The organism is Ruminococcus sp. HUN007 (assembly GCF_000712055.1).
Classification (GTDB): domain Bacteria; phylum Bacillota; class Clostridia; order Oscillospirales; family Ruminococcaceae; genus HUN007.
Genome location: NZ_JOOA01000002.1, coordinates 1,972,463 through 1,985,858, shown reverse-complemented (window position 1 = coordinate 1,985,858; position 13,396 = coordinate 1,972,463). Strand labels below are relative to the sequence as shown.

General features: G+C 36.9%; 13 protein-coding genes. 7 read left to right on the top strand and 6 right to left on the bottom strand.

Annotated features, from left to right (window positions below; translation table 11 throughout):
• Positions 1–152: 152 nt before the first annotated feature.
• The 5 genes from CC97_RS12795 to CC97_RS12775 form a co-directional block, all read right to left on the bottom strand.
• Positions 153–392, bottom strand: a complete 240-nt coding sequence (locus CC97_RS12795) for a hypothetical protein (protein ID WP_049962893.1) — start codon at positions 390–392, stop codon at positions 153–155.
• 320 nt (positions 393–712) lie between these two features.
• Complete coding sequence (locus CC97_RS12790) at positions 713–1,126, bottom strand: VOC family protein (RefSeq protein ID WP_044975336.1); 414 nt, start codon at positions 1,124–1,126, stop codon at positions 713–715.
• Between the two features lie 158 nt (positions 1,127–1,284).
• Positions 1,285–2,190, bottom strand: a complete 906-nt coding sequence (locus CC97_RS12785; protein ID WP_044975334.1) for a YafY family protein — start codon at positions 2,188–2,190, stop codon at positions 1,285–1,287.
• A 276-nt stretch (positions 2,191–2,466) separates the two neighbouring features.
• A complete protein-coding gene (locus tag CC97_RS12780) occupies positions 2,467–3,414 on the bottom strand; it encodes a dockerin type I repeat-containing protein (protein ID WP_044975331.1) in 948 nt (315 codons plus the stop codon).
• A gap of 19 nt (positions 3,415–3,433) precedes the next feature.
• The gene (locus CC97_RS12775) at positions 3,434–5,509 is read right to left on the bottom strand and encodes a S8/S53 family peptidase (protein ID WP_044975329.1); all 2,076 of its coding nucleotides are present in this window, start codon (positions 5,507–5,509) and stop codon (positions 3,434–3,436) included.
• A gap of 421 nt (positions 5,510–5,930) precedes the next feature.
• Here CC97_RS12775 and CC97_RS12770 point away from each other — a divergent pair, with 421 nt between their 5' ends.
• The 7 genes from CC97_RS12770 to CC97_RS12740 all read left to right on the top strand — a co-directional run bounded on the left by CC97_RS12770 (position 5,931) and on the right by CC97_RS12740 (position 12,435).
• Positions 5,931–6,191, top strand: coding sequence for a hypothetical protein (locus CC97_RS12770; protein WP_044973949.1), 261 nt, complete (start codon positions 5,931–5,933; stop codon positions 6,189–6,191).
• Positions 6,157–7,434, top strand: a complete 1,278-nt coding sequence (locus CC97_RS12765; protein ID WP_044974923.1) for a hypothetical protein — start codon at positions 6,157–6,159, stop codon at positions 7,432–7,434. Before CC97_RS12770 ends, CC97_RS12765 begins: the two co-directional genes overlap by 35 nt.
• 733 nt (positions 7,435–8,167) lie before the next feature.
• On the top strand, positions 8,168–8,368 hold the full coding sequence (locus CC97_RS12760) for an antitoxin VbhA family protein (RefSeq protein WP_044975327.1): 201 nt from the start codon (positions 8,168–8,170) through the stop codon (positions 8,366–8,368).
• On the top strand, positions 8,368–8,802 hold the full coding sequence (locus CC97_RS12755) for a Fic family protein (RefSeq protein WP_049962892.1): 435 nt from the start codon (positions 8,368–8,370) through the stop codon (positions 8,800–8,802). The genes CC97_RS12760 and CC97_RS12755 overlap by 1 nt, the downstream gene beginning before the upstream one ends.
• A gap of 37 nt (positions 8,803–8,839) precedes the next feature.
• Entirely contained in the window at positions 8,840–8,974 is a 135-nt protein-coding gene (locus CC97_RS21365; protein WP_278245332.1) for a hypothetical protein, read from the top strand.
• Positions 8,975–9,477: 503 nt separating this feature from the next.
• Entirely contained in the window at positions 9,478–9,864 is a 387-nt protein-coding gene (locus CC97_RS12745) for a hypothetical protein (RefSeq protein ID WP_044975325.1), read from the top strand.
• Positions 9,865–10,173: 309 nt separating this feature from the next.
• Entirely contained in the window at positions 10,174–12,435 is a 2,262-nt protein-coding gene (locus CC97_RS12740) for a dockerin type I repeat-containing protein (RefSeq protein ID WP_044975323.1), read from the top strand.
• Between the two features lie 378 nt (positions 12,436–12,813).
• On the opposite strand, the gene CC97_RS12730 is transcribed toward CC97_RS12740, so the two are convergent.
• Positions 12,814–13,227: a VOC family protein gene (locus CC97_RS12730; protein ID WP_044975321.1), complete on the bottom strand. Its 414-nt coding sequence runs from the start codon at positions 13,225–13,227 to the stop codon at positions 12,814–12,816.
• Positions 13,228–13,396 lie beyond the last annotated feature (169 nt).

Genomic DNA, 13,396 nt, shown 5'->3' with positions numbered 1-13,396 from the left:
GAAGTTTGTAGAAACTCATAAATAGCCTACGCAGCAATTGTGAATAATAACAATAAAGCTCTCAGATGACGCTGGCTGCGTTTTCCGAGAGCTTTGTTGCTATGGTATGTAATGTTTACTGATTAATGCGTTATCGTGAATAAATCGTATCATCAGGCGCTGTGGTTCAGAGTTTCTGCAAGCTTTTCAACTTCTTCTACAGCAAGACCTGTACATTCAGCTATGACACTATATGACATCATACCTGTACGAATAAGATTAACCGCAATTTCTATTTCTTTGTTTTTCAATATTCTTTTATTGTTTTCTTCAATAGCCTTACACATAGTATCAACTCCTTCCGGTGTTTCCTTTAGCATTTTTGTTTTATCTGCAAGCGGTTTGGTAAGCATGTCGCTTGCCTGTGAACATCTGAAATCATGTACAAGCTTGGCAAGATCGGATGTATCTCCATCTTTGTCAGTCGCTCCGTTTATATATTTATATTTTACTTTCTTTGATGTTTTCTGACATTATTATACCATATTGATTTCCATAAATCAAGGTAAAAAACATTGCAGACTTCTATGATTTTTAAGTCAATAAAAATACGAAATTATATGATTTTTTCGGACATAACTGTAATTCCCCTGGATAAGAGTCAGAATCATGATGGTTTATCCTTTGACAGAAAGCCCCTCTGCCGTATGTCTTCGACAGAGGGGTATCTGTTTTATTCGTTGTCTTTTGTTTCAAACGGCTTACCGAATGAGCCGATCTCTATAATGTTTCCTTCCTGATCAGCGATATAGCAGGTGCGCTGTCCCCATGGTTCGGTGGTCGGTTCCATTACCGGTTCTGCCCCCTTGCTTATCACGTCGGCGAAAGCCCTGTCTACTTCGTCGAAAGTATCAACGTAGAGTGCGAGCTCGAAATGTCCGTTTTTGCCTTCGGCGTAACCGTATTTCTGGTTAGTCATTTTTTCGAAGTCTTTTCTTCCGTACAGAAGAAACAGTGTGCCGTCCTTTTTGAGATACACATTTGATGTGTTCTCATCTTCCTTTATTTCAAAGCCGAGCACATCACGGTAGAAGCGTATCATCTTCGCCATGTCGTTTACAAAAATGCCAAATCCGTCAAGTCTCATAGTGTCTGCTCCTTTTCAGAGTTATTATTTACAGTGAACGTGGTCAGATTTTTACGTTCACCACAGCATGGTATTCTAATGATCTCGTAATGCATAAAGCATACCTCCCTGTTTTTATGGTATGCTTATGATATCATATCAAATGTGACACAAGGCTGTCATATTTCGTATTTCTTTTCTGTCTTTTTCAGAAGATCTTTAAATCCGGTACGGTATTCCTCCGGTGAGATTATTTCCGCAGTGTCACCGTATGACAGAACGTAACTGTACAGAGCCGGCACATCTGACCAGAAAAAATCGAGTATGATGTTTCCGCCATCGTCATACCGGATCAGATCAGGACCGAATTCATCGATAAGCCGCCATTTCTGGGATTTATCGAAGCGTACAGTCGCTTTGATATCGCCGTTTATATGGCGTAGCTTATCGCATGTATATTCGGGTACCTCCCTTTCGCCGAACTGTTGATCGGTCAGTGTAAGTCCGGTCATTCGAGTGAGTTTGAACATACGGTAATCCCTGCGCTTTCTGCAGTAGCCCCATACGTACCATGAAGCCCACTGAAAAATGAGGTGATAAGGTTCAATCTCGCGTTTACTTTCCCCGTTCGGAGAGCAGTAACAGAATGAGATGGTTTTTCTCTGCTCCATTGCAGTTTTAATGAGCTCTATCTTGTCGGCAACAGTACGTTTGTCCCAGTTTGAAAGGTCGATTATTATATGATTTCCTGCATTTACAGCAGTCTCATCTGCTTTGATCCTTTCCATAAGCTGGCGGTATCTGCCTGTTCCGCTTACGCTGTCAAGACTGCGGAGTCCTGAAAGTATTGCCTGCATATCATCCGATGAAAGCAGTGTCCGGTCGATGCGGTATCCGTCCATTATCGAAATACCGCCGCCGTTTCCGCGGTCAGATACTATCGGTATCCCCGAAATATTAAGCGTATCGATATCACGGAGAATAGTCCGCCGTGACACCTCAAACTTCTCTGCCAGCGCCGACGATGTAACTTTATCCTTCTGCAGGAGAATTGACAGTATTCCTATCAGTCGTTCTATTTTCAATTGATGTCCTCTTTATTTAAACCGTAATTAACAGTGAATGTTGTTTTCGCTTACTATAATTATATCAGATACAGCATGATTTTTCCACAGATTTCTATACCCCGTATGCGCTGTCAAATGGTGAGCTGCCGGAGGCAGCTAATTGATAGTATCAGGCATCGCGATGCCTGATACCGTTTCAGCATATAGAAAATGCGGAAATCTCTTTATCGGAGACTTCCGCATTTGATTATTAACTCTTATTATACACCATTTGCCTAATTATAAGATATGCTTTTATCTTAGAGAATCTATCTTCTTTGAAAGATACTGCTGAAGTCTTGCAAGGTCAGCGAGTGTAACAGCTCCGTCACCGTCAACGTCAGCAGCTTTCTGCTGCTCTGCTGTTAAGTCCATATCGCCTAAAAGTGTGAGAGAAAGAGCTGTAAGGTCTGTAACATCAATTGAACCGTCTGAAAAAACATCACCGGTATCATCTGAATTCGATAATGAATCTTCTTCTGTAAAAGAGGCACAAGAAATAAAAGTAACTGCATATTCTTTTTTCTCGTCCTCATACAATTCAGCATAATATTCAGCCTCACTCTTTGGTATTTCCAGCTGATAATACTTAATATTATTTGGATTTTCGTCCATCTTAAAAATTATCTTTGCGTTCGGCGAGAGATGCTCCTGTATTTCCTCAGGACTCATTTCTCTATTCCAACCTACAAATATCTGAATCGAATCAGTTTTATTTTTTTCTACGTTTCCACGATAATCATCTAAATGTATTGTTTTTATCTCTTCAGCAGTTTTAACGTTAGAAACTGAAAACTCATAAGAAACATACCATTCCTGGTTCATGATCTCTTTTAACACATCTGTTGTCGTCCATATTTTACATGTACTGAGATCAGGATTATCAGCTTTCGTAACAAAATCATCTTTTGGATCGATTGTTTTTTTTGAGTGCAGATTATTCTTTACATAAAAATCAATAATCTCGGGCTCATAGCTGTTTTGAACAGTTAATTCTAAAGGTAGTTTTGTTGCTGTATCAAACTGTTCGAGTATCTCATTTTTGTCCATACCTGAGTCAAGGTAGTGTTTAACGAGCATTTTAGGATCGTAATCATTTACCTGTTCTATTGTAGGAGTATAGGCAGATACCAATGATGTTGCACAGGAAAAAGTACAAATGAGAACTGCTGATACTATCGATAACATTTTTTTCGCTTTCATAACACCACTCCGTTCAAAATTAGTCATTCCACGTTTCCGAATATATAACTGCACCTGGTAATGTACCAGTTGTTATTGGATCTCCGTTAGGATTGACTTCTACACTTAAGAAATAATTTCCGTATATTGGGACGTCATATTCTATTATTTCGACATTATTAACTGCCGAAACTGAAGTTGCAATAACATTCATGTTCGAATCATAAAGTATGAGATCTAAATCGCTGTTTTGGTTTTCACCAAGCTTAGAAAAACAAAGAACTGCTCTTATTTTATCTCCTGTTTCAAAACCAGTAAAAAAGTTCATTCCTTCTGGAGATGTTCCATTTGGATTTAAATCGATTTTTTTCAATCCGTAATAATACCCGTTATTAGTTAAAACATCAATAGTTTTCTTTACGTTAACAAGTCCGGCTCCAGTTTTATTCCTTATTAGAGAGGCACAAGTGCCTGCTCCTTTTACTGAGTTATCCGTTGTAGAAACTTTAGTTGGATCAGCGCCTACTATTATACATGCCTTAACAGCGTCATAATATGTTGCATTATTATAAGTACTTGTCGGAAGTCTTAATGAAGGTTTGCATTGTAATATCTGAGCTGCCATTCCTGCAACCATAGGTGCTGAAAAACTTGTTCCGGTATCATAATAATCAGGAATAATTATATGAGTTCCAGGAGCGACTACATCAGGTTTATTGGTCATGTAAATTGATTCTGCATATGCTGATGTAGAGTACACATCATACGGCAATGATTCTCCATATACATTCAGATTTCCTACAGCAATACAATCGTACGAATTTGCTGGGCTTTGCACATTAGTCGTATCATTTCCTGCTGAAACCACAAACACTATTCCATAATTACGAATAGCGTTATCTACCAGCCAATCATCATGACTATATGATAGTGAGGTTTTTAAATTTGCGCTATGGTTTATAACTGAACAACCATAAGAAGCCAGTAGCTGAATTGTTGAAGGAACGTTTGATAAATAGTTACAACATGTCTGATAAACATTAGCATCAGGTGCGACACCTCTATAATATACACCATTTTCATAAACAGATTTTCCTTTGATGATACTTGTAACTAATGTTGCGTGCCACGGCGTATCGTTTCCAGTAATTCCGTCATTAACAATAAACTGCAGATTTGAACATCCATTAAGCATCGAATAAGTAGATTTATACTTTCCAGATGCAGCTTCTATTACACCTACAGTTACACCAGCACCGGTATATCCACTTCCTGAATTGTACGCACTACTCTGAACTGCTGTTACCCCTGTAAGTGAATTTGAAGTCGCAAGACTCGGTTCCAGTTCTTTATCAACAAAATAATCTATACTTACGACACTTTCATCATTCGCAATACGATTTATTGAATTTTTATCCGCTTCAACTATCAGATATGGAGCAAATCCAGCGTTACATATAATATGGTCAGAATTCAGATAGTTCTTAATCATATTGTAATTATAATCTTCGTACGCTCTTGTTACGCAACTTCTTCTAACAGCCATATACCCGTCAATATCATCCGATATTCTTTTGGTGATCTTAGACATGCCGAAATTATCGCTTGCATATTTCTTTTTATCTTCTTCTGAGACTTTAGAAACTATGAATTCTGAACGTATATCAGCTGATAAGGCAGAATACATTTTCCCTTTAACTGTTGACGAATCAAAATAATTATCTGCGGTATAAATGATTTCGTCAGTATCAGGATCCTTTAAAGTGAGAAGATGAGCATTTTCAAAACCGAACTTTTCTTCTTCTTCCCTTATTATTTCTGGAGCAACTATTGTATCGTAGGTTTCTATATCCTTATATAATAAGGTATCATAATCTGATTCATTCTCAATCATCTTATTGATAATAGAATGATCAAGATCTTTGATTATTATCTCTACAGGAATAAGCTCGGAATCTTCGATTGTGTTTAATACCTCTTCGAGCTCCTTACTCATTTTATTTTCCTTTTCAGAACTGATTACTGGAACAGAAATGGCATTAACAAAATTAAAAGTCCCTGTCGATGCCGCAAGAGTAATTGCTGTGATAACTGATAAAACCCTATTCTTTTTCATCATTTTCCTCCTAATCTCTATTTTTCATACCCAATCTTAAACCAATTATATCGATATCCCCCTCCTCTCGGGAATAATCAAACATATTATTGTTGGTTTCGAGTTAATAATACCACTAATATTGCGCGAAGTCAATAGTTTTTGTGCAAACGAACAAAGGTGATTTGTAATTAAGCATATTACGAGGATAAGTTTTCTGGAAACTCTTTGAGTTAATTCACTGTAAAAGACCGCCTTTCGCTTCATCAACCTCTTCTACTTATTAGACACACGAAAGTCAGAAATATCGCACCTTATTTTGAAATTTTTTCGAGCTGTGCGGTTGAATTTTTTTTGATTCATCAGTAGCATCTACCAAGTGTCACGGAAATATGGTATGATATAAATATCATAATTTCAAAAGATAAGGTAGGAATCAACCATGAGTGAATCATCTTCAAATAAAAGTAAAGTAGAATTTATCGCACGTATAGTTAATCCTGACGGTCAGGTTATCGAAAAAACAGTTACATCATACAACGAGCTGCCGTCACTTGAGGATTTTGACCTTGAAACCAAAGCCGGATTTCTCAAGGATTTTGATAAACTTGAAAAAGCGCTCCTTTCAGCGCGAAATGAAATCGGCGAAGCTATAGCAGAAGAATATCTTGATAAAGCCTATAAAAAAAATCGCCAAAAATAAGTTAACTAAGGTTGATACTGAATTAGGTCAAGTTTCAGCACAAATAATAAATTCCGTTTTGTTTCCGTTGCAGCCAAAGGAACGAATACAATCCATTGGCTGGACGATAATAGAAACTAAAATGTGCACTCAGCTCAGTTATCGCAGAGCAGCAGAAATGCTAAATCTCGTATATCATAAAAGTGAAAATGAAACTGTAAAACTTCGTACATTATCAGATAACGCAATTCGTATTGGCAAAGAAATCACAAACGAAGTAATGCGAAAATCAGAATCAGTTCTGAAAATGTATGGTTTTAATGCCGAAACGGGGTTAGTCGAAAAAGGTGTTACCCTTTCTGAAAGCGTTACTCAGGTATACAACTCAAATGAAGATGCAGAAAATCGACTTGGCGAAATACAAAATACTATAAATGCAATCAATGATATCAGGGATGAAAAAATACCGTTCAAAAGTGAAGAGATTTACCTGGAATCAAAAGATAACTGTGTCTATATATCTGTTGATGATGTAGGAGTGAAACATCAGAAAGATGTACGCAAGTCGGATGTAAACTATGAAAAAGACGGCAAATACGTCGAAAATACAGTAGCTCATATCCAAACCGGTGATGAAACATATATACTCACAGCCGTAGGAATGCGTAATCTTTTCAAGATCCTTTTAGCGTTTCTGCTAACACATGATTTTCTTAGCAAAGAAATCATATTTTTCACAGACGGTGCTAAAAACATAAAAAGCAACATAAATGAAATGTTTGCGTTTCATAGTTATAGCATCGTTCTCGATTGGTTCCATTTGAAGAAACGGTGTCAGGAATACCTTAGCATGTCGATAAAAGGAAAGGATAAAAGAAATTCCTGCCTTGAAAAAACGCTTCGCTATTTATGGGTTGGAGATGTTACATCTGCAATTTCATATCTCTCAAATATTCCTGAGGGCGATGTTAAAAAACAAAAATGGCTGGATGAACTCATTGCTTATCTTGAAAGAAAAAGAGAATGTATTGTATGCTATGCAGTGAGAGATAAACTTGATTTCAGAAATTCAAGCAATCCAGTAGAAAAAGCAAATGATATTATTGTCGCCAAGCGTCAGAAGCATAACGGAATGGCTTGGACTCCAAAAGGTAGTTCTTCGCTTGCTGCGATAGAATTTTTATATCATAACGATCAGGCATATGAATGGTTTTTTAATCATTCTATTCCTATGTTAACTCCAAATTTAATAGCGTGCGCTTGACAGAATAGCTATGTCTTTTGACACTGGAATATTATACCTCAGCCAATTCAACCGCACAGCTCGAATTTTTTTTAAAAGACATTAAAGTTTGTTGAAATCCACAATTATCCGCTTGACATTTGGTATATTTGCACAACCGACATATATATCTGCCATAAACAAAACTCCTACTTATACCTGCAAATCCACGGACAGAACATAAAGAATTTCAAGATGATTTTGTCCGCTGTTATGATCTGCATCATTGCTTTTAACGTATAAGTACAAGGGTATGTCAGTATATTCTTGTCCGCTATTTGTCCGCTAAGGGTGCAAAAACTTAGCGAAAAACAGGATAAACGGACTTTTGTAAATTGTTCTGAAATGACGTATTTTCGAACTTTTCTGTATATCACAACAAGTCACGAAAAGTGCGCCGAGATTTTCAATTCCCGTACGGGTCACTAAATCAAAAAGCTCAGAAACACTGCTTTTACGCTGTTTCTGAGCTTTTCTTTTTTCCCGGATTTTGTCCATTGTTTGTCCATTACGCATGTCAGGGGCTCACAAAAGGTGAGCTGCCTTCGGCAGATAATTGATAGTATCCGGCATCGCGCGGCCGGATACCTTTGTTTTTTCGTTATAGTTATGATATAATATTAAGTGAAGTTTTACGAATGTCAGCCTAAAGTTAGTATATAATGATGTTTGATGAAGAAACAACATTCCATAAACCTGCAAAGGAGGTACGATTATGGAATCTCAAGTATATAGAAATACTGTTACAGATAAAATACATAAACAGCGCGTGCAAAGTGTTGCCGGAACAATGGCGATTGAGGGGCTCACACTTAGTGAAGCAAGCAGAAGAAATCTCGACAGATATGCCAGTGGACAGGCAAATTATCAGCAGATTCTTGCAGAGCTGAAAGCAAAATATCAGAGGGCAGAATAATGTTTTCAAAATATGATGTGTACACCACGGTACAGTCACTCTACTGCTATGCTGATTCCGATGTACTCAAAAATAAGCTTAATATCAGAAACAGAGACGAACTAAAACATGCTGAGGAGGAGATTACCGCCCTGAAGCAGTATATGCTTATGGAATCGCCGATCAAGGGTAGATTTACTAAGACACAGCTTATGAATATCCACCGCTTTCTGTTTGAAGATATCTATCCATTTGCAGGAAATATCCGCCGTGAGAAGATCAGCAAGGGCGATACCATGTTCTTTCCACCGCATCTGATATCCCAGGAGTTAGACAAGGTGTTTGCAAAGCTTCACAGAGAGAAAATGCTGCACGAAACAGATAAAAAACGTCAGATAGAGCATTTGTCCTATCTATATTATGTCAGAGCTGAATGTCATTCACCCGTTTCGTGAGGGCAATGGACGAAGTATCCGTGAACTGATACGATGCATGGCACTGTGCTATGGCTTTTCGCTGGACTGGAGTCTTGTTGATCGTGATACGATGATCGATGCTGCTGTCAGATCAGTTGTTGACAGTATGGCTTTTTATGATATCATCGTGAAATGTGTTGTTGAAGAATAGAGTGACTTGAAACTGTACGGGTCACCAAATCAAAAAGCTCAGAAATACTGCTTTTACGCTGTTTCTGAGCTTTTCTTTTTGCATAAAAATGCGTTTGTCCTTTGTTTGTCCGCTATTTATCCGTTGGTTGTCCGCTACGCAGGCCGGGGGCTCACAAATGGTGAGCTGCCGAAGGCAGCTAATTGATAGTATCCGGCAGCGTGCTGCCGGATACCTTTTCAGCATATAGAAAATGCGGAAATCTCTTTATGATGAGACTTCCGCATTTTATTGTTATGTTTTATAAAACAACCATCATGCACTGTGGTTCAGAGTTTCTGCAAGTTTTTCAACTTCTTCTACAGTAAGACCTGTTGCTTCTGCTATTTCATCATATGAATTTTTACCTAACCGAATAAAATTAACTGCTATTTCGATTTTGTTGTTCCTAATAATTCTTTTATTGTTTTCTTCAGGATGTATGCACTTTAAGAAACAAGGAAGGTTTTTCAAATATCGCATTAATGACGACAGAACTGTATAATTTACCTTGGATATGGTATCATTGCAAAGTTAGCGATGACGATGTTGATGTAAGAATTGCTTATCCTAGTGTTATAGAAAACCATGAACTCAACTCAGCAAAAACGTATTATGAAGTTCTGAAATTGATTGCTCCGGATGCACCAAGTCCTGATAATTACGCAAAATATGAATCATATCAGAAAATATATGAATCTGAAATCTGCCTTGCAAATGGTAAAAAAGTTACTGCAATGGTATCAGAGCTAAAAAACAAAAGTAAAGTATACATTATGTTTAAATATGAAGACGCATTGGTTTGTACTTATGCTGATAAGAGTGTTTTGACTGAGACGTTTTGGAGCAGGTTTACATTAGCTAATTATTGATCCGAATCAAAACACCAAATTTAGACAAATCAGATGCCGCATATTCACGCACTTATCGATAATTCTGGAAGAATATTACGCTCAAAGAGCATAAAAGCAATCAAAAGATTATTGACAAAATTAACATTAACTGAGTGTGAAAACGCACACAATATACAAACTTTTAGATTTTTTTAAAATCAAGTGCGATAAATCAGACTTTCGTGTGTATAATAAGTAGAGAACAAAATTAATTTGGATGAACAACCAATTAAAAACGACGGAATATTTTGAACTAGTTCTTTTTGATATCTATGGAGGCGAATTGACATGAAATCAACTAAGATAATGGCTTTTATTACAGGTTTATCGATAGTGTTTTCACAAATTGGAAATTTTTCATTAATCAATGCTGAAGAAGTACAAAGTAAATCAACACCATCAGTTAAACGCGGGGATATTGATTGTAATGGTACAATTGATGTTTCTGACATTACAGAACTATCACTTGCACTTATCGGAGATACCGAACTTACCAATGATCAGAAGAAAGCTGCCGACGTGGACGGTGACGGCGAAATAACTCTTGCAGACCTTGCAAGACTACGACAGTATCTTTCAAAGGTTATACTGTCACTAGATGAGCCACCGGCATCTAATACTTTTTTGTTTGACTCATACGATGATCTTTATGAAGCATTAACAGAACAGGATTCTTCTAAAGTATTTGGTACAGATAATAATGGGGAATTATTTGACAAGACCATAGCTGCATTTAAGAATAATACTGTTGATCTTTATGTTCCTGCCATTGATGAAGATGTAGATGTATCAAATATCGCATTAATGACAACAGATCTGTATAAATTACCGTGGATATGGTATCATTGCAAGGCGAGCGATAACGATGTTAGTGTAAGAATTGCCTATCCTGGTGTTATCGAAAACCCTGACCTCAGTTCAGCAAAAACGTATTATGAAGTTCTGAAAATAATTGCTCCGGATGCACCAAATCCTGATAATTACGCAAAATATGAATCATATCAGAAAATATATGAATCTGAAATCTGCCTTGCAAATGGTAAAAAAGTTGATGCAATGGTATCAGAGCTAAAAAGCAAAAGCAAAGTATATATTATGTTTAAATATGAAGACGCATTGGTTTGTACTTATGCTGATAAGAGTGTTTTGACTGAGTCGTTTTGGAGCAGGTTTTCTTTAGCTAAATATGATATTGATGAACCAGAGCCGGTATCACCTCCTGTAATTGATTCTGATACTACTGTATTTCAGGTAGGAAGCTTAGCACAGTACGCTGAGCTTAAAGATGTGTTAAATCCGTCTTCATCTTTAATGAAAATCGATGATTTCAAGAAGTTTAAAGGCAATGAAATAACAGATAAAAATAAGGCTGCTGATATTGGTTTTCATACTGCGACATTTATGGATTATTCAATATTGTCAGAAAACTATGTCAGAATATTATCAAACTGGGAAGAGGAAATGACTCAGGAGAGAGCAGTAACAACTTATGTTTCCAGATTAATGTTCAAAGCAGAAGAGCTGAATTATATTAAAGTGCCGAAGTTTGCAGACAATGATCTTAAACTGATCGATTCAGACGGAATCGTATTAAACAGTAAAGATCTTTATGAAAGACCTGCTCTGATTTTCAATTATGATAACAATGTATCTGTTAAACTTACAGATGTTGAAAATGAACGTATTGATTTTGATCAGGTAGATACATCAGCATTTATCGAAAAAATGAATTCAATATGCGAAGATAAAGAACTTTTACCTTTATACGATGATGTACGAGTTGAAAAAACTGAAATCAAAGGAAGAACAGCTGAGGTATTATTCGGAAGTAATAAAGGCGATTCAAATGTTTATGCAGTTTTTGTATATGATGATTATCTTGTGACTTTATGCTGTTCACAGGAAGATATTGAATCCGGATTACTTAGTTCTTTCAGACTTAAGGAACTTGAACTTTCAGAACAGATTAATTCAGATGTAACAAATCCAGACAATACCAATGTCGTGGATGCTAAAGATATATTGTTAATTGGTTACGATGATAAAACAAATTCAGAATCAACAGAAAAACTTCCTCGTATCGCATTAAAATGTAATTCTTTTAGCAATCCTAATGAGTTATTCGACGTTGATATTGCATTGGGCGATGAGTCTTTTAGTACCGAAGATTTCAACAATGGTGTGATTTATAGTCAGGAAATATATGTGTGTGATCCTGTGAATTACAAAGATATTCACGATGAAAAATTTTATGTAAATAATGTTAATTCGAAATATCAAATGGAGTATTCAAAAGGAGAAATTAAAGTATTCAATATTAGTGAACGTTATAATGATTACGATTCTTACCGTCACGTGACTGCAAGTCTTGATTTTTCAAAATATAATGTAGGCGACTGTGGTATTATTAACTTTGAGTTCACAAAATATTTCGCTGATACTACTTACATTCAGGATCGAAAATTCATCTATTTCTTTGTAGGTGAAAACGGAGTTTATTTAAGTGGAACAGGTATAGAAGATGCAAAAAAAGCATCTCAAACCACATGATCTGCATCATTGCTTTTAATGTATAAGTACAAGGGTATGTCGGTATATTCTTGTCTGCTATTTGTCCGCTAAGAGTGCAAAAACTTAGCGAAAAACAGGATAAACGGACTTTTGTTAATTGTCCTAAAATGACGTATTTTCGGGCTTTTCTGCATATCACGACAAGTCACGAAAAGTGCGCCGAGATTTTCAATTCCCGTACGGGTCACTAAATCAAAAAGCTCAGAAACACTGCTTTTACGCTGTTTCTGAGCTTTTCTTTTTTGTCCGAAAATGGTTTTGTCCTTTGTTTGTCCATTACGCATGTCAGAATCATGATGGTTTATTCTTTGACAGAAAGCCCCTCTGCCGTATGTCTTCGACAGAGGGGTATCTGTTTTATTCGTTGTCTTTTGTATCAAACGGCTTACCGAATGAGCCGATCTCTATAATGTTTCCTTCCGGATCAGCGATATAGCAGGTGCGCTGTCCCCATGGTTCGGTGGTCGGTTCCATTACCGGTTCTGCCCCCTTGCTTATCACGTCGGCGAAAGCCCTGTCTACTTCGTCGAAAGTATCAACGTAGAGTGCGAGCTCGAAATGTCCGTTTTTGCCTTCGGCGTAACCGTATTTCTGGTTAGTCATTTTTTCGAAGTCTTTTCTTCCGTACAGAAGAAACAGTGTGCCGTCCTTTTTGAGATACACATTTGATGTGTTCTCATCTTCCTTTATTTCAAAGCCGAGCACATCACGGTAGAAGCGTATCATCTTCGCCATGTCGTTTACAAAAATGCCAAATCCGTCAAGTCTCATAGTGTCTGCTCCTTTTCAGAGTTATTATTTACAGTGAACGTGGTCAGATTTTTATGTTCACCACAGTTTGCTTACTATAATTATATCAGATACAGCATGATTTTTCCACAGCCTAAAACCTTGACGTTCAACTCTTTCATATGGTACAATTAAGTCTGATAAAGACAGA